General features: G+C 67.3%; 26 protein-coding genes. 16 read left to right on the top strand and 10 right to left on the bottom strand.

The window, feature by feature from the left end; translation table 11 throughout:
* The first annotated feature begins 48 nt into the window (after positions 1–48).
* The 7 genes from ftsZ to QUE68_RS11365 all read left to right on the top strand — a co-directional run bounded on the left by ftsZ (position 49) and on the right by QUE68_RS11365 (position 5,151).
* Positions 49–1,194, top strand: a complete 1,146-nt coding sequence (ftsZ, locus tag QUE68_RS11335; protein WP_284226106.1) for a cell division protein FtsZ — start codon at positions 49–51, stop codon at positions 1,192–1,194.
* A 32-nt stretch (positions 1,195–1,226) separates the two neighbouring features.
* Positions 1,227–1,934, top strand: coding sequence for a peptidoglycan editing factor PgeF (pgeF, locus tag QUE68_RS11340; RefSeq protein WP_284226107.1), 708 nt, complete (start codon positions 1,227–1,229; stop codon positions 1,932–1,934).
* Positions 1,931–2,683 (top strand): YggS family pyridoxal phosphate-dependent enzyme, encoded by a 753-nt coding sequence (locus tag QUE68_RS11345; protein ID WP_284226109.1) that lies wholly within the window; start codon positions 1,931–1,933, stop codon positions 2,681–2,683. Before pgeF ends, QUE68_RS11345 begins: the two co-directional genes overlap by 4 nt.
* A gap of 66 nt (positions 2,684–2,749) precedes the next feature.
* The gene (locus QUE68_RS11350) at positions 2,750–3,412 is read left to right on the top strand and encodes a cell division protein SepF (RefSeq protein ID WP_284226110.1); all 663 of its coding nucleotides are present in this window, start codon (positions 2,750–2,752) and stop codon (positions 3,410–3,412) included.
* A gap of 93 nt (positions 3,413–3,505) precedes the next feature.
* Complete coding sequence (locus QUE68_RS11355; protein WP_284226112.1) at positions 3,506–3,790, top strand: YggT family protein; 285 nt, start codon at positions 3,506–3,508, stop codon at positions 3,788–3,790.
* Between the two features lie 162 nt (positions 3,791–3,952).
* Complete coding sequence (gene wag31 / locus QUE68_RS11360) at positions 3,953–4,780, top strand: DivIVA-like cell division protein Wag31 (RefSeq protein ID WP_284226114.1); 828 nt, start codon at positions 3,953–3,955, stop codon at positions 4,778–4,780.
* Between the two features lie 11 nt (positions 4,781–4,791).
* Complete coding sequence (locus tag QUE68_RS11365) at positions 4,792–5,151, top strand: hypothetical protein (RefSeq protein WP_284226115.1); 360 nt, start codon at positions 4,792–4,794, stop codon at positions 5,149–5,151.
* Here QUE68_RS11365 and QUE68_RS11370 read toward each other — a convergent pair.
* On the bottom strand, positions 5,148–5,795 hold the full coding sequence (locus QUE68_RS11370; RefSeq protein ID WP_284230856.1) for a phosphoribosyltransferase: 648 nt from the start codon (positions 5,793–5,795) through the stop codon (positions 5,148–5,150). The two genes, QUE68_RS11365 and QUE68_RS11370, sit on opposite strands and share 4 nt — an antisense overlap.
* A 51-nt stretch (positions 5,796–5,846) precedes the next feature.
* On the opposite strand from QUE68_RS11370, the gene QUE68_RS11375 reads away from it, so the two are divergent.
* Positions 5,847–7,205 carry a TIGR01777 family oxidoreductase gene (locus QUE68_RS11375; RefSeq protein WP_284226116.1) on the top strand — a complete coding sequence of 453 codons (1,359 nt, stop codon included), beginning with the start codon at positions 5,847–5,849 and terminating at the stop codon, positions 7,203–7,205.
* Here the strand turns inward: QUE68_RS11375 and QUE68_RS11380 are convergent.
* Positions 7,196–7,897, bottom strand: a complete 702-nt coding sequence (locus QUE68_RS11380) for a type 1 glutamine amidotransferase (RefSeq protein ID WP_284226117.1) — start codon at positions 7,895–7,897, stop codon at positions 7,196–7,198. The genes QUE68_RS11375 and QUE68_RS11380 overlap by 10 nt on opposite strands.
* A 26-nt stretch (positions 7,898–7,923) precedes the next feature.
* Positions 7,924–9,150 (bottom strand): serine hydrolase domain-containing protein, encoded by a 1,227-nt coding sequence (locus tag QUE68_RS11385; protein ID WP_284226118.1) that lies wholly within the window; start codon positions 9,148–9,150, stop codon positions 7,924–7,926.
* Positions 9,151–9,235: 85 nt separating this feature from the next.
* Between QUE68_RS11385 and QUE68_RS11390 the strand changes: the two genes are divergently transcribed.
* Positions 9,236–9,628 carry a DUF2784 domain-containing protein gene (locus QUE68_RS11390; RefSeq protein WP_284226119.1) on the top strand — a complete coding sequence of 131 codons (393 nt, stop codon included), beginning with the start codon at positions 9,236–9,238 and terminating at the stop codon, positions 9,626–9,628.
* A 281-nt stretch (positions 9,629–9,909) separates the two neighbouring features.
* Here QUE68_RS11390 and QUE68_RS11395 read toward each other — a convergent pair whose 3' ends face one another.
* The 4 genes from QUE68_RS11395 to QUE68_RS11410 all read right to left on the bottom strand — a co-directional run bounded on the left by QUE68_RS11395 (position 9,910) and on the right by QUE68_RS11410 (position 12,935).
* A complete protein-coding gene (locus tag QUE68_RS11395) occupies positions 9,910–10,299 on the bottom strand; it encodes a type II toxin-antitoxin system VapC family toxin (protein ID WP_284226120.1) in 390 nt (129 codons plus the stop codon).
* Positions 10,296–10,541: a type II toxin-antitoxin system Phd/YefM family antitoxin gene (locus QUE68_RS11400; protein ID WP_284226121.1), complete on the bottom strand. Its 246-nt coding sequence runs from the start codon at positions 10,539–10,541 to the stop codon at positions 10,296–10,298. Before QUE68_RS11400 ends, QUE68_RS11395 begins: the two co-directional genes overlap by 4 nt.
* A 191-nt stretch (positions 10,542–10,732) precedes the next feature.
* Positions 10,733–11,401, bottom strand: a complete 669-nt coding sequence (locus QUE68_RS11405; protein WP_284226122.1) for a response regulator — start codon at positions 11,399–11,401, stop codon at positions 10,733–10,735.
* Positions 11,394–12,935: a sensor histidine kinase gene (locus tag QUE68_RS11410; protein ID WP_284230858.1), complete on the bottom strand. Its 1,542-nt coding sequence runs from the start codon at positions 12,933–12,935 to the stop codon at positions 11,394–11,396. The genes QUE68_RS11405 and QUE68_RS11410 overlap by 8 nt, the downstream gene beginning before the upstream one ends.
* Positions 12,936–13,113: 178 nt before the next feature.
* Between QUE68_RS11410 and QUE68_RS11415 the strand changes: the two genes are divergently transcribed.
* From QUE68_RS11415 to QUE68_RS11440, 6 genes are all read left to right on the top strand, one after another.
* On the top strand, positions 13,114–14,067 hold the full coding sequence (locus QUE68_RS11415) for a Bug family tripartite tricarboxylate transporter substrate binding protein (RefSeq protein ID WP_454786466.1): 954 nt from the start codon (positions 13,114–13,116) through the stop codon (positions 14,065–14,067).
* A complete protein-coding gene (locus tag QUE68_RS11420; RefSeq protein ID WP_284226124.1) occupies positions 14,064–14,573 on the top strand; it encodes a tripartite tricarboxylate transporter TctB family protein in 510 nt (169 codons plus the stop codon). The genes QUE68_RS11415 and QUE68_RS11420 overlap by 4 nt, the downstream gene beginning before the upstream one ends.
* Before the next feature lie 2 nt (positions 14,574–14,575).
* Entirely contained in the window at positions 14,576–16,114 is a 1,539-nt protein-coding gene (locus tag QUE68_RS11425; protein ID WP_284230860.1) for a tripartite tricarboxylate transporter permease, read from the top strand.
* An 85-nt stretch (positions 16,115–16,199) separates the two neighbouring features.
* Complete coding sequence (locus tag QUE68_RS11430; RefSeq protein ID WP_284226126.1) at positions 16,200–16,589, top strand: universal stress protein; 390 nt, start codon at positions 16,200–16,202, stop codon at positions 16,587–16,589.
* A gap of 758 nt (positions 16,590–17,347) precedes the next feature.
* A complete protein-coding gene (locus QUE68_RS11435; RefSeq protein ID WP_284226127.1) occupies positions 17,348–19,726 on the top strand; it encodes a beta strand repeat-containing protein in 2,379 nt (792 codons plus the stop codon).
* 119 nt (positions 19,727–19,845) lie between these two features.
* Entirely contained in the window at positions 19,846–20,619 is a 774-nt protein-coding gene (locus tag QUE68_RS11440) for a DUF1206 domain-containing protein (RefSeq protein ID WP_284226128.1), read from the top strand.
* Here the strand turns inward: QUE68_RS11440 and QUE68_RS11445 are convergent.
* From QUE68_RS11445 to QUE68_RS11455, 3 genes are read right to left on the bottom strand one after another with little or no spacing between them, the layout of a single operon-like run.
* Entirely contained in the window at positions 20,583–20,912 is a 330-nt protein-coding gene (locus QUE68_RS11445; protein WP_284226129.1) for a Rieske (2Fe-2S) protein, read from the bottom strand. The two genes, QUE68_RS11440 and QUE68_RS11445, sit on opposite strands and share 37 nt — an antisense overlap.
* Positions 20,909–23,344 carry a nitrite reductase large subunit NirB gene (gene nirB, locus QUE68_RS11450; protein ID WP_286275804.1) on the bottom strand — a complete coding sequence of 812 codons (2,436 nt, stop codon included), beginning with the start codon at positions 23,342–23,344 and terminating at the stop codon, positions 20,909–20,911. Before nirB ends, QUE68_RS11445 begins: the two co-directional genes overlap by 4 nt.
* 35 nt (positions 23,345–23,379) lie before the next feature.
* The gene (locus tag QUE68_RS11455) at positions 23,380–23,736 is read right to left on the bottom strand and encodes a molybdopterin oxidoreductase (RefSeq protein WP_284226131.1); all 357 of its coding nucleotides are present in this window, start codon (positions 23,734–23,736) and stop codon (positions 23,380–23,382) included.
* 186 nt (positions 23,737–23,922) lie between these two features.
* Here QUE68_RS11455 and QUE68_RS11460 point away from each other — a divergent pair, with 186 nt between their 5' ends.
* Positions 23,923–25,383, top strand: coding sequence for a nitrate/nitrite transporter (locus tag QUE68_RS11460; protein WP_284226132.1), 1,461 nt, complete (start codon positions 23,923–23,925; stop codon positions 25,381–25,383).
* Position 25,384: the final 1 nt, after the last annotated feature.

Here is a 25,384-nt window from a genome sequence, read left to right on the forward strand (position 1 = left end):
CTAAGCCTCCGGTTGAGGTTGAGGGTTGGCCCAGGAGGAAGACTACCGATGACACCCCCGCACAACTATCTCGCAGTAATAAAGGTGGTCGGCATCGGTGGCGGCGGCGTCAACGCCGTCAACCGGATGATCGAGCAAGGCCTCAAGGGCGTCGAGTTCATCGCCATCAACACCGACGCGCAGGCGCTGTTGATGAGTGATGCCGACGTCAAGCTCGACGTCGGACGGGATTCGACCCGCGGCCTCGGTGCAGGCGCCGACCCCGAAGTCGGCCGCAAGGCCGCCGACGACGCCAAGGACGACATCGAGGAGCTCCTCCGCGGCGCCGACATGGTCTTCGTCACCGCTGGCGAGGGCGGCGGCACCGGTACCGGCGGCGCGCCCGTCGTGGCGACGATCGCCAGGAAGCTCGGTGCCCTGACCGTTGGCGTGGTGACGCGTCCGTTCTCGTTCGAGGGCAAGCGCCGTTCCAACCAGGCCGAGGCTGGCATCGCCGCGCTGCGCGAGAGTTGCGACACGCTCATCGTGATCCCCAACGACCGGCTGCTCCAGATGGGCGACGCCGCCGTCTCGCTGATGGACGCCTTCCGCAGCGCCGACGAGGTGCTGCTCAACGGCGTCCAGGGCATCACCGACCTGATCACCACGCCCGGCCTCATCAACGTCGACTTCGCCGACGTCAAGGGTGTCATGTCCGGAGCGGGCACCGCGCTGATGGGCATCGGCTCGGCCCGCGGCGACGGGCGCGCCCTCAAGGCGGCGGAGACCGCGATCAACTCTCCGCTGCTCGAGGCGTCGATGGAAGGTGCTCTCGGCGTGCTGCTGTCGGTCGCCGGTGGCAGTGATCTCGGCCTCTTCGAGATCAACGAGGCGGCTTCGCTGGTGCAGGACGCCGCGCACCCTGAGGCCAATATCATCTTCGGCACCGTGATCGACGACTCGCTTGGTGACGAGGTGCGCGTGACGGTGATCGCCGCGGGCTTCGACGCCGCCGGCCCCGGCCGCAAGCCCGTCGTGGGAGCCGGCGTCGGTCCGGCCGTCGCGTCGGGTACCTCGGGCCGGCTGCGGCCGCCGTCGGCCTTCGATCCCGATCCGGCGAGCGTGCCGTTGCACACCAACGGCGCGACGGTCAGCATCGGTGGCGGCGGTGACGATGACGACGACGTCGACGTGCCACCCTTCATGCGTCACTGATCCGCACGGGTGCGGGCGGAATACTGGGCACCGTGACGTTTCGCATCCGGCGTGTGACCACAACCCGTAGGGGCGGGGCCTCGGCGCCACCCTTCGACACGTTCAACCTCGGCGATCACGTCGGGGACGATCCAGCCGCAGTGGCCGCCAACCGCGCACGCCTCGCGACCGCCGTCGGCCTGGGTGAGGACCGCATCGTCTGGATGAACCAGGTGCACGGTGACCGTATCGTCGACGTCGACGGCCCCGTGGCTGGCGCAGTCGACGACACCGACGGTTTGGTCACGGCCACACCAGGTTTGGCCCTCGCGGTCGTCACCGCGGATTGCGTCCCGGTTCTGCTGTCCGATGCTCGGGCGGGCGTCGTCGCCGCCGTGCACGCGGGCCGGGTGGGCGCGCACAAGGGTGTGGTCGTGCGCGCGGTGGAGGCGATGGTGGCGCGCGGCGCGCACGTCGAGGATGTCTCCGTGCTGCTCGGGCCCGCCGTGAGTGGCCGCAACTACGAGGTGCCCGACGCAATGGCCGACGACGTCGAGGCGGCGCTACCCGGCAGCCGGACCACGACCGCGCGCGGGACCGCCGGCCTGGATCTGCGATCGGGGCTCGCCCGGCAGCTGACGGCGCTGGGCGTCACGGCGATCGACGTCGATCCACGCTGCACGGTCGAGGATCCCGATCTGTTCAGTCATCGTCGGGCCGCTCCCACCGGACGGCTGGCCTGCCTGGTGTGGATGGAATGAGCACTACCCGCGCTGCCGAACTCGGCGAATCCCTGACCGCGCTGCGAGCGCGAGTCGCCGCCGCGGCCGTGGCGGCGGGCCGCGATGTCGCCGATGTCGAACTGCTCCCGGTGACGAAGTTCTTTCCGGTCTCCGACATCCTCGAGCTGGTGGACCTCGGCTGCTCCGCGTTCGGTGAATCGCGCGAACAGGAGGCGTCGAGGAAGGTCGCGGAGGTGGCCGCGCATCTGGAGGGTCGCGACCCGACGCCGACGATCCGTTGGCACATGATCGGCACCATTCAGCGCAAGAAGGCGCGTGCGGTCGCCGGGTGGGCGTACGCGGCGCACTCGGTGGACGGCAGCGCGCTGCTCACCGCATTGGACCGGGCGTCCGCCGAGGCGCTGGCCGATGGCAGGCGAGCTGCACCCCTGCGCGTGTATCTCCAGGTGAGCCTCGACGGCGATCCCGACCGTGGCGGCGTCGACGTGAACCGGCCGGACCTCGTGGACGAACTGTGTGCCCAGGCCGACGGGGCCGAGGGCCTGGACTTCGTGGGCCTGATGGCCATCCCACCGTTGCAGGCCGACGCCGACGATTCCTTCGCGTTCCTGGAGCGTGAACTGGCCCGGGTACAGACGTCCTACCAGCAGCGACTGGGTCTCTCGGCGGGAATGTCGGGTGACCTCGAGACGGCGGTGAAACACGGCTCTACGTGTGTGCGTGTCGGTACCGCGCTAATGGGGCAGCGTCCTCTAACGTCACCCTGAGTAGTCACTCCAGTCACATCTTCATCACAGACAACACGGTTCTCTCAGTCATCAGAAGGGTCTCCGATGAGCACACTGCATAAGGTCAAGGCCTACTTCGGTATGGCGCCGATGGACGATTACGACGACGAGTACTACGACGACGACGATCGCTCGTCGCGCGCCTACCCACGCCGGCCCCGCGAGGAGCGGTTCGAGGACGAGGGCTACGCGCGTGCCGCCGAGGGCCGCGGCTATGACGACCGCATGGAGCGCGTCGGCGGACGCGAGTTCGAACGCGAGATGGCTGCTGCCCCTTCGGGTTACCGCGGCGGCTATCTCGACGACCCCACCTTCCGCGGCAGGCGCGACTTCGAGCGCCCCCGCTTCAACACCTTGCGCGGGGCCACCCATGGCGCCGTGGCCATGGAGCCGCGCCGGATGGCGGAACTGTTCGAGGCGGGCAGCCCGCTGGCCAAGATCACCACCTTGCGTCCCAAGGATTACAGCGAGGCGCGCACGATCGGTGAGCGCTTCCGCGACGGCACCCCGGTGATCATGGATCTGGTGTCGATGGACAACGCCGACGCCAAGCGCCTCGTCGACTTCGCCGCCGGGTTGGCGTTCGCCCTGCGCGGATCGTTCGACAAGGTCGCGACCAAGGTCTTCCTGCTCTCGCCCGCCGACGTCGACGTCACCGCCGACGAGCGCCGCCGGATCGCCGAGGCGGGCTTCTACGCCTACCAGTGACCGAGCCGTTGGCACCCCGGTGCCGAGGTCCGTCACGGGTAGGCTGGCGGTAAGCCTTCGTTCGTCACCACCGCCCTGAGTGAGGTCGCGCAGTTGTCGCTGTTCTTTGAGATCCTCGGCTTCGTGCTGTTCGCCTTTTGGCTGCTGCTGATCGCCCGGGTGGTCGTCGAGTTCGTTCGGTCCTTCAGCCGGGAGTGGCGCCCGAGGGGCTTCATGGTCGTGGTCCTCGAGGTCATCATGAGCTTGACAGATCCGCCGGTGAAACTGCTCCGGCGAATAATTCCCCAGCTCACGATAGGTGCGGTGCGCTTCGACCTGTCGATCATGGTGCTTCTGCTTGCCGCCTTCATCGGCATGGAGCTGGCCTGGAGTCAGTAGATCCGGGGCTGGTCGCGAGCGCGCTCGACTTTGAATTTCGCTCTTATTTCTGGACCTCGCCCGCAACCGCCGGGTCTGCTGTGACAGGATGGACGCCAGTTACCTCCAGTACGGCTTTACACTTGACACCGATTGACGGTCCAGACCTCAAGGGGGCAGACGATGCCGCTCACACCAGCCGACGTCCATAACGTCGCGTTCAGCAAGCCGCCCATCGGCAAGCGGGGCTACAACGAGGACGAAGTCGATGCGTTCCTCGACCTGGTTGAGAACGAACTGACTCGCCTCATCGAGGAGAACGCCGACCTCCGTCAGCGGGTATCCGAGCTCGATCAGGACCTCGCCGGCGCGCGGTCCGGCAGCGAAGTCCAAGCGACGCAGTCGATTCCGCAGTACCAGCAGCCCGAGCCGGAACCCGAGCCCGTCGCTCCGCCGCAGCCGGTCTACGAGGCGCCGCCGCAGCCCGTGGCCGCCGCTGCCCCCGCCAGCGAGGATTCGCACATCCGGGCGGCCAAGATCCTCGGCCTGGCCCAGGACACTGCGGACCGACTGACGGACACTGCCAAGGCCGAGTCCGACAAGCTCCTCGCGGATGCCCGCGCACAGGCCGACGCCATGGTCAGCGAGGCCCGTCAGACGGCCGAGACCACGGTCTCCGAAGCCAAGGCGCGCGCCGATGCGATGCTGTCCGACGCCCAGAACCGGTCCGAGACCCAGCTTCGGCAGGCGCAGGAGAAGGCCGACGCCCTCCAGGCGGACGCCGAGCGCAAGCACTCCGAGATCATGGGCACCATCAACCAGCAGCGCACCGTCCTCGAGGGTCGCCTCGAACAGCTGCGGACCTTCGAGCGTGAGTACCGGACCCGGCTCAAGACCTACCTGGAATCGCAGCTCGAAGAACTCGGCCAACGCGGCTCGGCGGCACCGGTTGACTCCACGGCCAACAATGATGGCGGCGGATTCAACCAGTTCAACCGGGGAAACAACTGATCGGCTGATTGATGCTGATCGTTGCGCTAGTCCTTGCCGTCATCGGCCTTGCGGCCCTGGTCACCGCCGTCGTCACCAGCAATGAGCTGATTGCCTGGGTGTGCATCGGCGCCAGTGTGATCGGTGTCCTGCTCCTGATCGTCGACGCCCTCCAGGAGCGCTCCCGGGGCACCGACACCGAGGACACCGACGCCGAAGCCCGCGACGACGAGACCACGGTGATACCGGCCGTCCCGGAGTCCGAGATCACCGAGGACTACCCGGACGACTCCGCCGGCGAGGCCGAGGTGCTGACACCGGACGTCGCTCCGCACGAACAGGCGGTCGACCCGGCCGACGACGAGCTGCCGCCCGGCGGCACCCGCGACTAGCGTCGCAGCGCTGCCCGTACCTCGTCGTCGCCGACCTGTTCGAAGTCGGCGTACACCTGCCCCACCGCGTGGAAATCCCGGGGGGTCACCGCGATGACGACGTCGTCGGCCTCTTGGCGCAGCCGCTCGTCGACCGAGCACGGTCCGACCGGTACCGCCACGATCACTCGCGCCGGGCCCGCTGCGCGCACCGCCCGCACCGCGGCGAGCATCGTCGCACCCGTGGCGATCCCGTCGTCGGCGAGCACCACCGTCCGGCCGGTAAGTAGGGGCGGCGGTGCGGTCCCTCGATATCTGCTCTCCCGACGCGCGAGTTCCGCTGTCTCGGTGGCGATGACCCCCTGCAGCTGCGCGTCGTCGATCCCTAGACTCGCGATCACCCGATCGTTGACGACGACCCCGCCACCGCTGGCGATCGCGCCCATCGCCAGCTCCGGCCACTGCGGGACGCCGAGCTTGCGTACGACGAAGACGTCCAACGCGGCGTCCAGTGCGCTGGCGATCTCGGCGGCCACCGGGACGCCCCCTCTCGCGAGGCCCAGCACCACGACGTCGCCGCCGGCGCAGGAGTCGACCAGTCGCGCGGCGAGTACCCGGCCCGCTTCGCGGCGGTCCCTGAACGTGCGGTTGACGAATCCCTCGATGAGACGAGCCTAGTTCGCCATCCGACGGGCCAGCGAGTACGAATGGAGCTCGTGGGCATCGAATTCGAAAGCGTCGTCGACCATCCCCTGGACGACGTGTTCGCCTGGCACACCCGTCCCGGCGCCATGCCGCGGCTGGTTCCGCCGTGGCAGCCCATGACGGTCGTGGCCGAGACGACGTCGGTGGCCAACGGGCGCGCGGTGCTCGGGCTACCCGGGGGACTGCGGTGGGTCGCCCAGCACGAGGCCGACGCCTTCGATCCGCCGTACCGATTCGTCGACGAGCTCTCCTCGGACGGGCTGAGGTCGTGGCCACCGCGGATCATCGGCAAGTGGCGCCACACCCATTCGTTCAGTGCGGAAGGGCCCGAGGCCACCCGCGTGCACGACCGTGTCGAGGCCCCCGTCCCCGCCGCGGCACTGCGATCGACGTTCATCTATCGGCACCGCCAGCTGCGCGACGATCTCGCCGTGCACCGCGAGGCCGCCGAGGCGGGAACCCAGCCGCTGACCGTCGCGGTCACTGGGGCGTCCGGCCTGGTCGGCTCGGCGTTGACGGCTCTGCTGACCTCCGGCGGTCACCGGGTCATCCGGCTAGCCCGCCACGATGCGCATGGCCCCGACGAGCGGCAGTGGCAGCCCGACGCCCCCGCCGGCGACCTGCTCGACGGGGTGGACGCCGTCGTCCATCTGGCCGGCGCGTCGATTGCGGGGCGCTTCACCGACGCGCATCGTGCGGCGATTCGGGATAGCCGCATCGAGCCCACCCGCAGGCTGGCGGAGGTCGCCGCACGCGGCACCGGCGGTCCCCGGACATTCGTGACCGCGTCGGCGATCGGCTACTACGGGTATGACCGTGGTGACGAGCTCCTCGACGAGAATGGTTCCCGTGGCGACGGTTTCCTGGCCGACGCGGTCGCCGACTGGGAGGCCGCGGCCACACCTGCGGCCGACGCCGGGCTGCGCGTCGTCGCCATGCGCACCGGAATCGTCCAGGCGGCCCGCGGCGGCACCCTCAAGTTGATGCGACCGCTGTTCGCCGCCGGGCTGGGTGGGCGGCTGGGCAGTGGCAGGCAGTGGCTGTCCTGGATCGGCATCGACGACCTGATCGACACGTACTACCGTGCGCTCTTCGACTCGCGACTCACCGGCCCCGTCAACGCGGTGGCCCCGAACCCGGTGCGCAACGTCGACTACACCAAGGCACTGGCGCGCACCGTGCACCGTCCGGCGGTGGTACCGGTGCCGTCGTTCGGTCCTCGACTACTGCTGGGCAGCCAGGGCGCGCGTGAGCTCGCCGAGGCCGACCAGCGCGTCACACCGGCCAAGCTGCTGGCGCTCGGTCACCGGTTCCGGCAACCCGAGATCGGCGAGGCGCTCGCCCACCAGCTGGGGCACACTCAGGCCTGAGCCACCGTGTCCACGAAGGCCCTGACCAGGGCGTGCACGCGTTTGGTGGCGCTCTCCAGCTCCTGGGTCGTCGCGGCGCGCAACTCGTCGGCGGTCCGCCCGTGCTCGGCGATCTCGTGCCCGCCGCTGCCCTGCAGCCACATCTCCAGGAGTCCTTCGTCGACCTCGGGGTGAAACTGCAGGCCCATCGTCCGGCCCATGACGAAGGCCTGAGAGGCGCTGGCATTCCTGGCGATCTCCACCGCCCCCGCAGGCACGGTGAACCGGTCGAAGTGCCATTCGAACCAAGGACCACCGGGGACGAGGTCGCTTCGATCTGATTCGACTGCGTACCAACCAATTTCGGGTGCGGGGGACCGGGTGACCGAGCCGCCGAGAGCGTGGGCGAGGAGTTGGCCGCCGAAGCACACGCCCAGCATCGGCACCCCGGCTGCCTGGGCATCGCGCACCATCGCCGCCTCCGACGCCATCCAGGGCAACTCGTCGTTCACGCCCCAGCGGGACCCCAGGGGGACGACGACGTCATAGGACAGCGGGTCGGGAAACGTGACGTCGAAGGCGGGGTCCTCTTCGCGTGCTGCGGCGACGACCTCGAAAGTCCGGACGTCGTAACCGCATTCACTAAAGGCATCACCGAGCATCGCCTCGGGAGCGCTCGGGTCGTTGTAGAGGAACAGTACGGTCTTCGCCACTGCTCGAGCTTACGGGGAATGGGCGCTCATTTCGCAGGTGGGACGGGTGGGGCTCGATCCGGGGCGAGCTCGGCGCCGATCCGGCGAAACAGCACCTCCGCGGCGTTCGAGTAGTTCCCCTCGTCGTCGAAGGCCTCGGGGGCGAAAGTCGCGGCGACGGCGATCGCGATCTTCTCCTCCGGTAGGTAGGCCTCGACGGCGGAGTAGCCGGCGAACATCGGGTTCTGCAGCAGCCACCCACCGGAGATGACGATGCCGAGACCGTAGGTGTAGCCGTCGGTCATCGGGGCGCAGGTGGCACATCCCGGCTGTGCCCTCGTCCTACCGCGCAGGTCCGTCGACACCATCTTCTGGTACGAGTCGCGGCTGAGCAGCTTGCCCGAGCCGATGCCCACAGCGGTGGCCTCGAGGTCGTAGATGTTCGACGTCTGGATCGCGCCGCGGGTGATCGTCCACGACGGGTTCCAGTAGGTGCTCTCCTCGTAGAAGGGGGTGCCGTTGGGAACCCGCAGTGCCGCCCGGCGCTCCGAGGTGAAGGCGTGCAGTGCGGGGGACGGAATGTCGGCGGTGTCGGCGTTGGCCGTGTTGGTCAAGCCCAGGGGCCGTAAGACCTTCTCCATCAACAGCTTCGGCATCGCCTTGCCAGTAGCCTTCTCCAGGGCCAAACCGAGCAGCACGTAGTTGGTGTGGGCATAGTTCCAGTTGGTTCCGGGTTCGTAGAGCAGCGGCTGATTGACGGCGAAGTCGAGCAGTTCGTCGGTGCTCCACTGGCGGAACGGGTCGGCGTACAGGGCATCGTTCATGGCCGTGTTGCCGATGACGTAGTCGACGTAACCCGATGTCATCTGGGCGAGCTGGCCCAGAGTGACCCGGTCGGAGTGCGGCACGTCGGGCAGCCACGTCGAGAGCTTGTCGTCGAGGCGCAGCTTGCCGTCGTCGACGAGGCGCAGCAGCAGGGTCGATACGTAGGAGATCGCCACGGCGCCATTGCGGAAGTGCATGTCGGTGCGGGCGGGTACGCCCGTCATCGATTCACCGAAGGCGCGGGTGACGACCTCCTTGCCGTCCTGGGTCACCCGCACGATGACGGCCTTCAGGTGCGACTGCTTCATCACGTCGTCGACGATGCGCATTACCGCGTCCGACCGGTCGCTGGTGGTGGTGGTGTCCGAGGGTGCGGGCGGCACCGGCGCACAGCTCGTGAGCAGCAGAGCCGAACACGCGAGGGCGCAGACCAACTGACGACGGGACATACGCGAAGCTTCCCAGCCGGTGTCTACGGTGCGGAGCGCTATCGTGTTTTGGGTAGGTTTGTTCACGAGGTGCGGGTGATGGGCAATGAACCACTTCTACGGGACGGTCGTCGCGATCACTGCCGCCGTCCATCTCGCCTTCGTCGGATACGGCGTGCTCGGCGGATTCCTGGCGCTGCGGTGGCCGAGGACCATCTGGTCACACCTGCCCGTGGTGCTCTGGTGCGTGGCGATCGAGATCGTCGACTTCAGCTGTCCGCTCACGGCATTGGAGCGCTGGGCCAGGGCGGAGGCCGGTATGGCGCCGTTGCCGCCGAGCGGATTCATCGACCACTACCTCACCGGCGTGCTTTATCCGGCCGCCTACGAGAACGTCGTGCTGGGGTTGGTGCTGCTGGTCTTGGTGACGTCATGGCTCATGGTCGGACGTCCAACAGCTGTTCGAAGAATCCTTCGAAGCCACGCTGCTGATCGATGAAGTGGACCTCGAGGTCGGCAAGTTGCCCGACGTCGAGATGCGCGCTTGGTGCGCGGGGGTGCCGTCGGCGGCAGTTCTGTTGGCAAGAGTGAAGAGCTGGGCGGTCAAGGTCGAATCTGGCGTTGGGTGGTGGTCGGATTGATCAGCGAGTAGGTCCCCACGACGGTGATGAGCGTACATGCGACGCAAAGGATGATGGTGAACGCGCGAACGCGTTGCCCCGCTGCTGAACTCGCCGCACCCATGTTGGTCACCATCGCTTTCGCTGCGCACGATCCAATTCAGGACTTCAAGGTCGGGGTCAGCGCCGCGGCGAGGATCTTCGCGTCGCGGGTAGCGACGGTGAGGTTGCGACGAAGCGCTTGAGCGACGATCACTCGGTCGAATGGGTCGCGGTGATCCCAGGGGAGCCGCCCAGCGAGGATCGCGTCGTCGGAATCGATGGGCAAGTCCTCGACGCGCATCGCTTCCAGCTGACTGGCCCAGGTCCCCAACAGCGTGGCGCCGTCCAGCCGGCCAAGGCGAGTCTTGATGGCGATCTCCCACGCCGACGCTGCACTGACCCACACCGATGATGCGGGATCGGCAAGCTGGCCCAGCACTTCGGGGTCCAGTGCGGTCGGCTCACTGAGGAGCCACAGCAAGGTGTGGGTGTCCACGAGGATGTTCACGACGGCTCGCCGCCCTCCCACCGTGCAAGCTCGGCATCCGGCAGTGGGTCGTCGAAGTCCTTGGGCACGGACATGTTCGGCAGTTGCCCGAACTGCCGAGGTGTCGGGGTCGCGGGCACCAGGCGTGCGACATCGCGGCCGTGGTTGGTGATTATTACGGTCTTCCCGGTGCGCTCGACGTCGGCCAGGAGCGCGTTCAGGCGGTTCTTGGCGTCAGTGCTGGATACCTTCTCGACGGCCATGCCGCCAGGCTACCCGCAAATGAGCGTATCGCGCTAGCGGTACTAGCGCGTTTTGCTCGCCGGTGACGGACCTCGGATCTGGCGGTCGCCGGGGCGATACTGGCGGCCGCGGGTGAGAGCCAAGCCAAGGCGCGGCGGGGTTACCTCCCCTACGACGACACCTTCACCAAAGAACCTGAACCACCACCCTTCTAGCGACGAAGGTAGTAGCGCCGCTCGGGCCGGCCCGCGCCGTACTGCAATCGGAGCTCCAGGGCGCCCGTGCTGAGGTAATACTCCAGGTAGCGCCGTGCGCTTACGCGCGAAATGCCCACCAGCTCCGCGCATTCCGCTGCGGAGACCTCGGTTGCGGTGCGCACGGCGTCTAGGACCAGCTGTCCCGTGACCGCGCCGAGCCCCTTCGGCAGTGCATCGTCGGGAGGGGTAGCGCCCGGCCCGCCGAAGAGCGAGTCGATCAGGGACTGATCAACCCCGGTCGCGGACGTCAGCGCCTCGGCCCTGGCGGCGAAGGCCTCGAGCTTCGCTCGTAGCTGGGGGAACTCGAACGGCTTGATCAGATAGTCGGCTGCGCCGCCATCCAAGGCGCCGCTGACGGTATCGAGTTCCCGTGCGGCGGTGATCATGATGACGCCAACGGGATTGCCCGTGGTGCGAAGCTGTTGTAGCACTTCCAAACCCGTCATGTCGGGCAGGTACACGTCGAGCAGGATGAGGTCCGGTTGCAGTGCGGCGGCCATCTCGAGGGCCTCCGAGCCGCTGCGCGCCGCCCCGACGGTGGTGAACCCGTCGACCCTGTCGACGAATCTTCGATGGATCTCCGCCACCATGAAGTCGTCGTCGACGACGAGCACCTCACGCATGGTCGGACCGCGCGGGCGGCAGCGTCACCGTGAAGCACGCGCCGCCCGAGGGCGCATCGGTGACCTGGACCGAGCCCCCGTGCTGTGCGCTGACCAGCCGGACCAGCGCCAGGCCGATGCCACGCCCGCCGGGCTCGTCGGACTTCGACGTGACCCCGCGGGCGAAGATCTTCTCCCGAAGGTGTTCGGGCACACCGGGTCCCGAGTCGGTGACCGCAAGTGTCATCGTCTCCTCATCGTCGAGGTGGACTCTGACCAACGCCTCGCGCGACCCCTCGGACACGTCGACCGCGTTGTCGATGAGGTTGCCGAGCAGCGTGATCACGTCGGTCGCGAGCGTGGGATCAAGGGCCGACAGGTGCGAGTCGTGGTCGATGGTCAGCGCGACACCGCTCTCGGCCGCCAGCGAGGTCTTGGCGATCAGGAGCGCGGCTACGGCCGGATCCAAGATGTGGCGTGTCACGGCATCGCTGATCTCGGCCCGACGTCGGGTCAACTCTCCGACGAAGTCGTGCACCGCATCGTATTCGCCCAATTGCACCAGCCCGGAGATGGTGTGCAGTTGGTTGGCGAACTCGTGGGTCTGCGCTCTCAAGGTGTCGGTAACGCTCTTGTGCGAGGAGAGCTGCCCCTGCATGGACGCCAACTCGGTGCTGTCCCTCATGGTGGTGACGGTTCCGATGCGCTGACCCTGGCTGGACGCCGCGCGGCGGTTCAGCGCCAGGACGCGGGTGGGCGTGACGATGACGACATCGCGACCGTCCTCACCCGACAGCAGGAAGTCGGTGATCGCCGGATCGAGTCCGACCTCGTCGATACGGTGGCCCACCGCGTGCGGTGCCACGTCCAACAACAGTTGTGCGCTGTCGTTGAGCACCGTGATCACTCCGTCGGTGTTCACCGCGACCACTCCCTCTCGAATGCTGTGCAGCAATGCTTCTCGATGTTCGGCGAGGCTGGCGATCTCGGCGATCTCCAAGCCTCGGGTCTGTCGCTTGATGCGCCGCGACAGCAGCCAGGAGGCCAGCACGCCGAGCGCGGCGCCGAATCCGAGGTACACGAGCAGGCGTTCACCGGCGCCGCCGAGCAGTTGCCACACCGAGGGATACCGCTCCGAGACCGACACGACTGCGAGGACGGCGCCGTCGATGTCGTTGATCGGCACCTGCCCGGCCAGGCTGTGCACGCCGTCGACGTCGAGATCACCGAACCAGGCGCGGCCCTGCCGGGCTCCGCTGTCCTCCAGGTCGAGCTTCCGGCCGACCCGCGACGGGTCCGAGGACACCGTGACCGTGCCGTCGGGGTCGGCGATCTCGGCCAGTCCGGCACCCGACAGGGCGATGGCGCGGTCCACGTCGGGAGCCAGGATCTCTGCGGCGAAGGGATCGGCGAATCGTTCCCGAACGATCGGGGTCGACGCCAGGTTCTCCGCGACGGCGATCATCCGCTGGCCGCGCACGTCGCGAAACTCCTTGGTGGACTGGTTGACCGACACCGCGGCCACCGCGACGAGAACGACGGCGACCACCACCATCTGAAACGCGAGGAACTGGCCGGCCAGGCTTCTCAATGACCACAACTTCCTTTGCGACCGCAACGGTGACCTGTGTCACTTCCGTGGTCCAGTATTGCTGAGCATCACAGTCGAGCGAATGGGGACGACCCATATGAGAACACGATCAGCCAGAACCACCCGGATTCTGGCGCTCCTGATGGGCCTCGTGATCGCCGCGGCCGTCGTCTCGGGATGCGGCGTGACCCGGGGCAACGACGAGCCCGGGTTGCACCGCCTCCGAATGATGGTCCCGAACAGCCCCGGCGGCGGTTATGACCTGACCGCACGCACCGCGGTCAAGATCATGGAGGACGACGACATCACGGGTCGCATCGAGGTCTTCAACGTCATCGGAGCGGGCGGCACCGTCGCCATGGCCCGGCTGATGAACGAGAAGGGCAACGGCGACCTCATGATGATGATGGGGCTCGGCGTGGTCGGCGCGGTGTACACCAACGGATCGTCGGCGCTGGCATCCAACGCGACGGCACTCGCCAAGGTCGTCGAGGAGCAGGAGGGCATCCTCGTCCCCGCCGACTCACCCTTCAAGACCGTCGCCGACTTCGTGGCGGCGTGGAAGGCCGATCCGGCCAAGGTCACCGTCGGGGGCGGTTCCTCACCGGGTGGTCCCGATCACCTGTTCCCCATGGAGACCGCACGTGCCGCGGGCGTCGATCCGAAGACCGTCAACTACGTCTCCTACGACGGCGGCGGTGACCTGCTCACCGCGCTGCTCGGCAAGAAGATCGCCGCGGGCACCTCGGGTCTCGGTGAATACGTCGACCAGATCGAGGCCGGTCAGGTCAGGGTCCTGGCCGTGTCGGGCGACGAGCGGGTCGAAGGCGTCGATGCGCCGACGCTGAAGGAAGCCGGAATCAATCTCACCTTCACCAACTGGCGCGGCGTCCTTGCCCCACCGGGCATCTCGGACGAGTCCAAGCAGGCCCTGGTGAAGGTCCTCGAAGATCTGCACGCCACCGATGCCTGGAAGGAGGCCCTGGTGAAGAACGGCTGGAGCGACGCGTTCATGACGGGAGCGCCGTTCGAACAGTTCCTCAAGGATCAGGACCAACGCGTCTCATCGACGCTGACCGAGCTGGGGCTGCTATGACCACGCCGGTCGAAGAATCGACGTCGGTCGACAAGGCCCAGTACCTCGTCGTCGCGGTGTGCGTCCTCGTCGGCGCCTTCTTGATCTACGACGCGTTGTCCCTGCCCGGCGGTTTCGCCAAGGTGGATCCCGTTGGGCCCAAGCTCTTCCCGATGGTCATCGGCATCGGGCTGCTGGTGCTGGCGGCCATCCTGGCCATCGCGATCCCACGCGGATCCAGGGGTGAGGCCGATGCGGGGGAGGACATCGACCCCGATCTGCCAAGTGACTGGCGGACCGTGGGGCTGCTCGTCGCGATCTTCGTCGTGATGATCCTCGTGGTGAACCCGCTCGGTTGGGCGATCACCGGCGCCTTGATGTTCGCCGGCTGCGCGACCGTTCTCGGTAGCAAGCACTACGTGCGCAACATCCTGATCGGCGCGGTACTGAGCGTCAGCAGCTTCTATGCGTTCTACTCGGGGCTCGGAATTCCGTTGCCCGCAGGCATTCTGGATGGGATTCTCTGATGTTGGACAACATGGGCTGGCTGCTCCAGGGCTTCGAACAGGCCGCCACTCCGATGAACCTGCTGTACGCCGTTATCGGCGTGCTGCTCGGCACTGCGGTCGGCGTCCTACCGGGCATCGGCCCCGCCATGACGGTGGCCCTGCTACTGCCGATCACCTACAACGTCAGCCCGAGTGCCGCGTTCATCATGTTCGCGGGCATCTTCTACGGAGGCATGTACGGCGGGTCGACGACGTCGATCCTGCTGAACACCCCAGGTGAGTCGTCGTCGGTGATCACCGCGATCGAGGGCAACAAGATGGCCAAGGCGGGCAGAGCCGCGCAGGCGCTCGCGACGGCGGCCATCGGGTCGTTCGTCGCGGGCAGCATCGGCACCCTCCTGCTGTCGCTCTTCGCGCCGGCCATCTCGCGGTTCGCCGTGACCCTTGGGGCGCCGTCCTACCTCGCGATCATGTTGTTCGCCCTGGTCGCGGTCACGGCCGTGCTCGGCTCGTCGAAGCTGCGCGGCGGCATCTCCCTGCTGCTCGGCCTGTCGATCGGACTGGTCGGCATCGACTCACTGACCGGGCAGGCCAGGGCCACCTTCGGCCTGCCACTGCTGTCCGACGGTATCGACATCGTGGTCATCGCGGTCGCGATCTTCGCCCTCGGCGAGGCTCTGTGGGTAGCCGCACATCTGCGACAGAAGCCTGCCGAGGTGATTCCCGTCGGCAGGCCATGGATGGGCAAGAGCGACTGGCAACGGTCGTGGAAGCCATGGCTTCGCGGGACCGCCTACGGCTTCCCGTTCGGCGCCCTGCCCGCGGGTGGTGCCGAGTTGCCGACCTTCCTGTCCTACATCACCGAGAAGAAGCTCTCCAAGCACCCGGAGGAGTTCGGCAAGGGTGCCATCGAGGGTGTCGCGGGCCCGGAAGCGGCCAACAATGCCTCGGCGGCAGGCACTTTGGTGCCGATGCTGGCCCTCGGGCTGCCGACCAACGCCACGGCCGCGGTCATGCTGACGGCGTTCGTGTCATACGGAATCCAGCCCGGGCCGACGCTCTTCGACAAGGAACCGCTGCTGATCTGGACGCTCATCGCGAGCCTGTTCATCGGCAACTTCCTGCTCCTGATGCTCAACCTGCCCCTGGCGCCACTGTGGGCGAAGCTGCTGCGCACGCCTCGTCCGTACCTCTACGCGGGGATTCTGTTCTTTGCGACCCTCGGCGCGTTCGCCGTGAACATCCAGCCGTTGGACCTCGTGCTGCTGCTGATCTTCGGGCTGCTGGGTTTGATGATGCGGCGGTTCGGGTTACCCGTGCTTCCGTTGATCATCGGCGTCATCCTCGGTCCACGCATCGAGCGCCAGCTGCGTCAGAGTCTGCAGCTCGGCGGCGGCGACTGGGGAAGCCTGTTCACCGAACCGGTGGCGATCGTCGTGTACGTCTGCATGGCACTGCTGCTGCTGGCGCCACTGGTGCTGAGGTTGATGCACCGTAGCGAGGAGACGCTGTTGATCGTCGAGGACGACAAGGATCAGAGAGAGAAGGCGCAATTGTGACCACTGACGAGCGCTTGCGCGAGGAGCATGACCATGAGCGCTTGCGCGAGGAGCATGACCACGAGCGCTTGCGCGAGGAGTCGAAATGATAGTCGTTGGATACACCACCGATCGCTTCGGCGCTGCGGCCCTCGCGCACGGCATCGACGAGGCCAAGCTGCGGCAGACCTCCCTGCTGGTGCTGAACTCGACTCAGGGCGACTCCTACGTGGACGCCGCATTCGCGCATGAGCACCAGGTTCACGACCTGGAGGCCACGTTGACCGACTGCGGTGTGCCGTTCTCGGTGGAACAGCCCGTCGGCGTCCACGCCGCGGACGCGCTCCTCGAGATGATGGACCGACCCGACGCCGAGCTGCTGGTGATCGGCATTCGGCACCGCAACCCGGTGGGCAAGTTGTTGTTGGGAAGTGTGTCCCAGCGATTGTTACTGGAATGCGGCAAGCCGGTGCTGGCCGTCAAACCCGCCGAGTGAGCGGCGCAGAAGCAGAGCGATTACCCACCTTCGCCATGTGCAAACCTATTAATTGACGATTGCTCCGAGCGAACTCCTGGCTATTTCACTTCCGGGCTACTACACCGTCCAATCATTCAGCGCAAGCAAAGCGTGACCAACATGCTTTTTGATCTTGAGCAAAGTCGGTCTGAACAGCACTTTCAATGCCGTATCGCCCGTGAGTCGGGCGCGCGCCGCCATCTTGGCCGAAAGAATGGTCGTAGGCCCCGCGACGCGCCGTTCTGCCCGGTGAACGGGCATCGGTGGTGAGCGACACGCCTATGCGTGAACTGATTTCCCTTCGGGCTCCTGGTGCGCAACCGGAGTCGAGCGAAGCACCGCTGAACGGCCTTGGGATGAGCCAGATCGCCATCGTCGTGGCCGTCGCCCTTACGCCGAGACTTGCTGAAACGGTTCACGAGCGACGCGCATTGCTTTTACGTCGACGTTAGTTGCGGGAGGACGTGCGCATTTGCCGCCCGGCCGCCAAGTGCCGACTCGCACCTGTTCGAGTTCGCTGTTGCCAAACCGGCCTGATGGCGCCCCTCGAATTAGATCGCTAGTTTGCCAAACTACCGCACTTCAGGGTCGGAGCAAGCTCCAATTCCATCGATATAGCAAACCAAATTCAAGATCAAAACAATGGCGTCAAAGATTTCCTCAGCAAAGTAGTGCTTCTGACCATTTCGGCGTTATAAAGTTTGCTCATCGCTCACACACCTATGCAGGGGGTCGCCATGCAACGCGCCATCCGTTCACCACTCACCGCTGGCATTGCGCTCGTCGGGGCAACCGCCATCGCGATTGCTCCACTCACGCCGACGCCGCCGAAACTGGCCATCGAGGCCGACCACATCTCGTCCGTCTTCGCCGACTACACGCCCACCGGGCTGGCGTCGGCGCTTGCCGATCTGGCAAACGGAGCCTCGACCGCCTTGGCCCAGGGGTCCCAAGGCCTCGGCCTCACCGGCACCCAGGCGTTGATCAACTTCGGCACCGCCGGAACCGCGCTGAACCAGACCATCGGGGTGGCAGGTACGACGTTGTCGGCGACCACCCTCGGTGCGCTCGCCACGATCGCCTCCAATCCGCTCAACCCCGGCGCCTACCCCGCCGCGCTGGCGCTTCTCATCGCTGGCGGCAGCACCGGGCTGAGCCAGGCCGCCCAGGGACTCGGGCTCACCGGAACCCTGGGGTCGTTTGCGGTGGGCGCGTTGGGCACCAGCCTGCTGAACACCGTCGGCACCGTCGGCACCACGCTCAACACGGCCGTCGGCGCCGCTCTGGCCGATCTCGTCCCCGACGTGCTGGCCGCCGTCGGTGTGCTCGCCACGGGGGCCGCGATCGCGTTGAGCCAGGCCTACGTCGGACTCGCGACCGCGGGAACGCAGGCGCTGGCAGGCGTCGGCCTCGGCCTCACCACCGGACTCGCCGGCCTGGGCGCTGCCGGGACCGTGGCCCTCGCCGGCCTCGGCACGGCCGGTGCCCTGGGTCTCGCCGGTCTGGGGGCGACGGTCGCCTCCGGTCTGGGCACGGTCGGATTGGTCGGAGCCTCAGGTCTCGCGACAGTCGGCGCCGCGGGCACCGCAGTGCTTGGCGGCGGAGTCGGGGCGTTGACGGCGATCTTGGCGAACCCGTTGAACCCCGCGAATTACGCAGTGGCGCTTGGCTCCCTGCTGACCGGGACCTCCGCCGGGCTGACCCTGGGACTCGCGGGCCTCGGCGCCACCGGTGCGCTCGGCCTGGCCGGTTTGGGTGTCACGGTGGCCACCGGTCTCGGCACGGTGAACGTTGCGGGCGGTACTGCGCTGGCAACCCTTGGTCAGGCCGGCGCCATCACGCTGGCCTCCGCCGGTTTGGGGGGTGCGCAAGCACTCGCCGGACTCGGCGCGGCGGGCGCGACCACGCTGGCCACGGTCGGCGGCGTGGGGGCGACGTTGCTGACCGCGATCACGACTGCACTCGGACTGGTCGTCGGCGGGACCCCGACGACATTGGCCGCGACGCAGGGGGCTCCGGTGTCGACGCTCGCCGTCGCACCGGGTGATCTCGCGGCCGCGGCGGGCCTGGTGCTCACGGGGAGCAGTGTTCAGGACGCCGGCGCAGTCGGCCTCCAGGGACTGGGCGTCACGGGTGCCACCGCGCTTCAGGCGGCCGGCGTGACGGGTGCGACCGCGCTGCAGGGTATCGGCGTCACTGGCGCGACTGCCCTTGCGGGAGTGGGGGTCACGGGTGCCACCGGGTTGCAGGCGGCCGGCGTGACGGGTGCTACCGCGCTTGCCGGCCTCGGGGTCACGGGTGCGACGGGGCTTGCCACCATCGGCACCGCCGGGGCGGCGTTGACGGCCGGTGGCATTGGAGCGTTGGCCGCCATCCTCGCCAACCCGCTGAATCCCGGGAGCTACGCCGCCGCACTGGCCTCGCTGGCTACCGGTGGGTCGGTCGCGCTCGCGCAGGGACTCGCCGGTGCGGGTGCCACGGGTGCGCAGGCACTAGCCTATGGCGTGGCCACGGGCGCTCAAGCGCTTGCGGGTACGACGGCCACGGGTGCTCAGGCGCTCGCGTACGGAACGGCCACGGGCGCACAGGCTCTCGCCTACGGCACCGCGACCGGCGCGCAGGCGCTGGCGGGCGGGGCGGCGACGGTGGCTCAGGGGCTGGCGACGGTCGGTGCGGTCGGCGCCACGGCGACTGCCCCGGCGGCCACCGCGACCACCACCGCGGCGGGGCAGAACGACATCGCCAACGTCCAAAGCCTGGCCCGCACTTCGCAGAGCGCCGACTCGGTCACAGTCACGCTGCCGAAGTCGCAGCCGGCAGCGATCGCCTCGGGCCCGGCACCGAGTGCCACGCAGGCGTCCGATGACGGCGTGAGCGACGCCAAGGACGCGAAGAAGGAAGCCAAGGAGGCGAAGAAGGAAGCCAAGGAGGCGAAGAAGGAGGCCAAGGAGGCCGAGAAGGCCGAGAAGGCCGAGCCGAAGACCACGGCATCCACGGCATCCACGGCATCGAGCACCGCTTCGACGAGCGGTGGCGCCGATACCGGCTCTGCCGCAGGCGGAAGCGACGCGGGCGGGTCGGCGGGCGGCTCCGGCAGCGGAGGCTCCGACGGCTAGCCACCGGATGTGAGCGCGGTGGGCCCCTCCCGACGGAGGGGCCCACCGACGTCTGGGCCCCCCTACATTGCCGTCAATTTTCGGTTTGGCCTGCGACGGGCGGGGGGTACCCGCGTGCCATGGTCGACACCCGGTCGGCGGCTCACACCGCCCACGACAACGTCTGGTTCCAACGTGCAGCACAGGCAGGCTTTGCCGCAAGCGGACTCCTGCACCTGCTCATCGCGTTCATCATCGCGCGCCTGGCGCTTGGCTCCGGCGGCAACGCCGACCAGTCTGGCGCACTGGCCGCTTTGGCCGCTCAGCCCGGCGGCGCGGTCATGCTCTGGGTGGCGGCGGTCGTCCTTGGCGCCCTCGGCGTCTGGTACCTCGTCGAGACGTTCCTCGAGGAGGACGCCAAGCACCGGGTGAAGTCTGCCGCCGTCGGCGTGGTGTACCTCGCCCTCGCAGTCTCCGCCGGCAAGTTCGCCATCGGCAGCGGCAAGTCCAGCGGGCAGCAGAACGCGGGCCTGAGCGCCCAGATGATGCAATCCGGCTGGGGCAAGGCAGTTTTGGTGGTGGTCGCGCTGGTGATCATCGCCGTGGGGGGCTACCACGTCTACAAGGGCGTCACCAAGAAGTTCTTCAAGGACCTCAACGTCTCGGGTGGTACCGCGATCACGTGGGTGGGGATCGTCGGCTACGCCGCCAAGGGGCTGGTGCTGATGGGCGCCGGCATCCTGGTCATCGTCGCCACGTTCACCGCCGATCCGGCGAAGGCGTCAGGCGTCGATGCCGCGGTCAAGACGCTGGGCACCGCGCCCTTCGGAAAGTTCCTGCTGCTGCTCGCCGCGGTCGGCCTCGCCGCCTACGGTGCCTACGGTTTCGTCCGCGCGCGGCACGCGGATATGTGAATCGACCCGTCGGGTTCCGCACCGACGGGATGCGTGCAGACGCCAGGCCCACTTCCGGTCAGCTCGGCGCCGGTGGCTAGGTCGTAGGTCCGGCCGTGCAGCGGGCAGACGACCGCATCGTCGTCGGTGAGTCCGTCGGCGAGCGGTCCACCGAGGTGCGGGCACACCGCGCCCAGCGCCCGCAGGGACCCGTCCCGCATCCGGTAGACGGCGACCTGTTCTCCGTCGACGGTGAAGGTCCGTCCCTCCCCGACCGGAATCTCGTCTACCCGGCCGACGACCACGCCGCTCATCGCACGGGCACCTGGGGGAGCGGCAACAGAGGCAACGACGTGCGGAACTGTCCCTCGCTTGCGGGCTCACGGCCGTCGAGCCACGGATCGCGATAGGCGGCAACCGATTTCGCCATGTTGGCATCCAGCTGCGCGGCCAGGCCCTCGGCATCGTCGACCACCACGGCCCGGATGTGCTCGATGCCGACCCGTGGCACCCACTTGTAGGTGCGTTCGAGCCAGTTGGCGTTCTCCCGGTAGTACTGCAGGAACCGGCCGGTCAGCGTGATCACCTCGGCGGCATCGTCGACGGTGGCGAGCAAATCACCCTTGCGGATGTGCGCCCCCGCCGCGCCGCCGACGTACATCTCCCACCGGCCGCCCTCGACGGCGACCACACCAAGGTCCTTGCACAGGGCCTCGGCACAGTTGCGGGGGCACCCCGTGACGGCGAGCTTCATCTTCGCCGGGCTCGCCAAGCCCTGGTAGCGCTCCTCGATGGCGATGCCGAGCGCGGTGGAATCGCCGACGCCGAACCGGCAGAAGTCGCTGCCGACGCACGTCTTGACGGTCCGAAAGCTCTTGCCGTACGCGTATCCCGATGGCATGTCCAGGTCCGCCCACACCCCGGGGAGATCCTCCTTCCTGATGCCCAGCAGGTCGATCCGCTGGCCACCGGTGAGCTTGATCATCGGGACGTCGTACTTGTCCGCCACGTCGGCGATCTTGCGCAACTGCGCCGAGTCGGTGACGCCGCCCTTCATCTGAGGCACCACGGAGAAGGTGCCGTCACGCTGGATGTTGGCGTGCACGCGGTCGTTGATGAAGCGCGCATCCCGTTCGTCGACGTATTCGTCGGCCCACATCATGTCGAGCAGTGACGCCAGCCCCATCTTCGATCCCGCGTCCACCCGGCCTTCCGGTGCCAGGGCGGCGAAGACCGATGACACCGAATGCAATTGGAGTTCGCGGATCATCCGCATCAGGGTCGGCTTGTCGTACGGAATCCCGGGCACGTACCAATTGGCCGACGGTTCCTCGGTGACCGCGCCGCCGGCTGCCCACTCCACGACCTGGGCCACCAGTTCCTTGCAGGAACCACAGCCCTTGCCCGCCTTGGTGGCCTTCATGACCCCGGCGACGGAGCTCTCCCCGCCGCGCACGCACTCAGTCAAGGCGCCCTTGGAGACACCGTTGCAATTGCACACCTGGGCGTCGTCGGCGAGCTCGGCCACGCCGACCGCGATGTCCGGTGTGCCGATGTCGAACATCAACGAGACGCGCTCGTCCGGCAGCGCCAACCCGCTGTCGAACGCCTGCGTGAGGAACGCGACCTTGGTGACGTCCCCGACCAGGGTGGCGCCGACGAGCTTGCCGTCGCGGATGACGATCGTCTTGTAGATCCCGTGTCGCGGTTCAGAGAACTGGACGAACTCGTCGTCGGGCAGCTCCGGGCCCTTGAGACCCATCGACGCGACGTCGACGCCGGCCACCTTCAGCTTGGTGGCCGTTCGCGAACCATGATATTTCGCAATGGAATTGGCACCCGTCAGATGATCGGCGAGGACCGCGGCCTGCTCCCACAGCGGTGCCACCAGCCCGTACACCTGACCGCGGTGCTGCGCGCACTCGCCCACGACGTAGACGTCGTCGTCGTCGATCGAACGCATGTGGTCGTCGACCACGATCGCGCGCTCGACGGTCAGGCCCGCGCGCTGCGCGAGCCCCACGTTCGGCCGGATGCCCGTGGCGATCACGAGCATGTCGCAGTCGATCGAGCTACCGTCGGCGAACACGATGCCGGTGAGCCGGCCGTCCTCGGACGTGGTCACCTCGGTCGTGCGCTTGTCCACGTGCACGGTGATGCCGATGCCCTCGACCGACCTGCGCAGGATCGCTCCGGCGGGGTCGTCGAGCTGCGCGTTCATCAGCGTGGGTCCGGCATGGACGACGTCGACGGTCAACCCGCGATTCTGTAGGCTGCGGGCTGCCTCGAGGCCGAGCAGCCCACCGCCGATCACGACGGCCTTGGTGCGGTGCACGGCCTCGGAGATCATGCCGATGCAGTCGTCGAGGGTCCGGAAGCCGAACACCCCGTCGGCCAGGTTCTTGTCGTCGGCCCACAATCCCTTCATAGGCGGGAAGAACGATCGGCTGCCGGTGGCCAGAATGAGCCGGTCATACCGGGTCGCCGAGCCGTCGTCGGAGTACACGATGCGGGCGTATGGGTCGACGCGAACCACCCGCACGCCGGCCCGCAGGGAGATCCCGTTCTCGGCGTACCAATCCACCTCGTTGAGGTAGATCTCGCTGGGATCATCGCTGCCGGCAAGCACGTTGGACAACAGGATCCGGTTGTAGTTGCCGTAGGGTTCGTCGCCAAAGACGGTGATCTCGAACAGATCCGACCCACCGCGGGCAAGGATCTCCTCGACGGCGCGGATGCCTGCCATGCCGTTGCCGACCACGACTAGTTTCGCAGGAGCGGTCACTGGACCTGCACCAGGCCGAGATCGATGACGACGGTTCCGCTGCAGCCGGCGGGTGCGGCGACGTAGAGCTCCAGCACCGAGTCGGCGAGCAGATCCTCGACGACCCTGAGCGCGACGTGAGTGGCGCCCTTTGCGGCAATTGGGAAGTAGCGCATCGGCTTTCCGTCACGGAACAGCACCACCGAGATCATGTCCCCAGTGGAGTTGCCCCCGCGGAAGTAGACAGGCTGGGTGGTCGCACCGGCCGGGACGACGTAGCGCAGCGATTCATCGATCAGCAGCGGCTTGTCCAAGCCGTTACCCTCGAACTCGAACGGACCCTGCAGGAAGACGGGTGTGCTGCCATCGCTCATCGCACCGAAGCTAAGGCGGCTTTGTTTCGGGCTCGTTTCATCGGCGCGTCCGCTGAGAACAACATCGCCTCACCCGCACCCCGAGCCGCCTGTGAGGCACTGTTGACACACTCGACACGGCTGGGCAACGGATGCGGAACGCCTTGGCCGTAAACCTGATTCAACACCTTTCAAGGAGAATCAGTGATGCCGCTCACACGGGACCGCAACATCGAACGCCCGCGGCGTAGCCGCAACATTGAACACTGGGATGCCGAAGACGTCGAGGCGTGGGAGGGGGTCGGCGGCAGCGCACCGGGAAAAGACATAGCGAAGCGCAATCTCATCTGGTCCATCGTCGCCGAACACGTGGGCTTCTCGATCTGGTCGATCTGGTCGGTCATGGTGCTGTTCATGCCCCAGGCCATCTATCACATCGATGCCGCGGGGAAGTTCTACCTCGTGGCGATGCCGACCCTCGTCGGTGCCTTCATGCGCATTCCGTACACCATTGCGCCCGCCCGCTTCGGGGGACGTAACTGGACCATCGTCAGCGCGCTACTGCTGCTGATTCCAACGGTGCTGACGCTGTACGTGATGAAGCAGCCCGACACGTCCTACACGACCTTCATGATCGTGGCGGCGTTCGCCGGCTTCGGTGGCGGCAACTTCGCGTCGTCGATGACCAACATCAACGCGTTCTATCCCCAGCGGCTCAAGGGCTGGGCGCTGGGGCTCAACGCGGGTGGCGGCAACATCGGCGTACCGGTGATCCAGCTCATCGGTCTGTTCGTGATCGCCGTGATCAGCAACACCGCGCCCGAGATCGTTTGTGCCATCTATCTGGTCGCGATCGCGCTGGCCGCCCTTGGCGCGGCGTTCTTCATGGACAATCTTCGCAATCAGCGTTCCAACCTAGGGGCGATGGTCGAGGCGTTGCGGTACAAGCACTCCTGGGTGATGAGCTTCCTGTATATCGGCACGTTCGGCTCGTTCATCGGCTTCAGTTTCGCCTTCGGTCAGGTCATGCAGATCAACTACCTGGCCGGCGGGGACAATGCCGCGCAAGCGTCGTTGCACGCCGCTCAGATTGCCTTCATCGGGCCGCTCCTCGGGTCCATCGCGCGGCCGTTCGGCGGCAAGCTGGCCGACCGGATCGGCGGTGGCAAGGTGACGCTGTACGTGTTCGTCGCAATGATCTTCGCAGCCGGCATCCTGGTGGGAGCCGGCGTGCTCGACGACGGGGCCGCCGGAGCGCCGACGGGCGGGCAGATGACGGCCTACGTCGTCGGATTCATCCTGCTGTTCATCCTGTCCGGCACCGGTAATGGTTCGACCTACAAGATGATTCCGTCCATCTTCGAGGCGAAGGCCCAGGGCAAGGAGGGCTGGAGCCGAGAGGAGAAGGCGATCTGGTCGCGCAGCATGTCGGGCGCGCTGATCGGATTCGCCGGAGCCGTCGGTGCGCTGGGCGGGGTGTTCATCAACATCGTGCTCAGGGCGTCCTACGTCGGTGACGCCAAGTCCGCCACCAATGCGTTCTGGGTGTTCCTGGGCTTCTACGTCGTCTGTGCAATCACCACCTGGTTCGTCTTCCTCCGGATGAAGACCGTCGCGCACGCCGGCGAGCACGTCGGCAGGGCGCACGAGCCGGTCGCCGCGGGCTGAA

It is taken from the genome of Mycolicibacterium sp. TUM20985, assembly GCF_030295745.1.
Classification (GTDB): Bacteria; Actinomycetota; Actinomycetes; order Mycobacteriales; family Mycobacteriaceae; genus Mycobacterium.

Coding starts and splice junctions, on each gene's coding strand:
- QUE68_RS11435 (WP_284226127.1), top strand. CDS start 17,348: ATGCAACGCGCCATCCGTTCACCACTCACCGCTGGCATTGCGCTCGTC.
- QUE68_RS11400 (WP_284226121.1), bottom strand. CDS start 10,541: ATGGCCGTCGAGAAGGTATCCAGCACTGACGCCAAGAACCGCCTGAAC.
- wag31 (WP_284226114.1), top strand. CDS start 3,953: ATGCCGCTCACACCAGCCGACGTCCATAACGTCGCGTTCAGCAAGCCG.
- QUE68_RS11350 (WP_284226110.1), top strand. CDS start 2,750: ATGAGCACACTGCATAAGGTCAAGGCCTACTTCGGTATGGCGCCGATG.
- nirB (WP_286275804.1), bottom strand. CDS start 23,344: ATGGCAGGCATCCGCGCCGTCGAGGAGATCCTTGCCCGCGGTGGGTCG.
- QUE68_RS11420 (WP_284226124.1), top strand. CDS start 14,064: ATGACCACGCCGGTCGAAGAATCGACGTCGGTCGACAAGGCCCAGTAC.
- QUE68_RS11440 (WP_284226128.1), top strand. CDS start 19,846: ATGGTCGACACCCGGTCGGCGGCTCACACCGCCCACGACAACGTCTGG.
- QUE68_RS11445 (WP_284226129.1), bottom strand. CDS start 20,912: ATGAGCGGCGTGGTCGTCGGCCGGGTAGACGAGATTCCGGTCGGGGAG.
- QUE68_RS11390 (WP_284226119.1), top strand. CDS start 9,236: ATGAACCACTTCTACGGGACGGTCGTCGCGATCACTGCCGCCGTCCAT.
- QUE68_RS11455 (WP_284226131.1), bottom strand. CDS start 23,736: ATGAGCGATGGCAGCACACCCGTCTTCCTGCAGGGTCCGTTCGAGTTC.
- QUE68_RS11415 (WP_454786466.1), top strand. CDS start 13,114: ATGGGCCTCGTGATCGCCGCGGCCGTCGTCTCGGGATGCGGCGTGACC.
- QUE68_RS11385 (WP_284226118.1), bottom strand. CDS start 9,150: ATGTCCCGTCGTCAGTTGGTCTGCGCCCTCGCGTGTTCGGCTCTGCTG.
- QUE68_RS11460 (WP_284226132.1), top strand. CDS start 23,923: ATGCCGCTCACACGGGACCGCAACATCGAACGCCCGCGGCGTAGCCGC.
- QUE68_RS11365 (WP_284226115.1), top strand. CDS start 4,792: ATGCTGATCGTTGCGCTAGTCCTTGCCGTCATCGGCCTTGCGGCCCTG.
- QUE68_RS11405 (WP_284226122.1), bottom strand. CDS start 11,401: ATGCGTGAGGTGCTCGTCGTCGACGACGACTTCATGGTGGCGGAGATC.
- QUE68_RS11410 (WP_284230858.1), bottom strand. CDS start 12,935: ATGGTGGTGGTCGCCGTCGTTCTCGTCGCGGTGGCCGCGGTGTCGGTC.
- ftsZ (WP_284226106.1), top strand. CDS start 49: ATGACACCCCCGCACAACTATCTCGCAGTAATAAAGGTGGTCGGCATC.
- QUE68_RS11345 (WP_284226109.1), top strand. CDS start 1,931: ATGAGCACTACCCGCGCTGCCGAACTCGGCGAATCCCTGACCGCGCTG.
- QUE68_RS11430 (WP_284226126.1), top strand. CDS start 16,200: ATGATAGTCGTTGGATACACCACCGATCGCTTCGGCGCTGCGGCCCTC.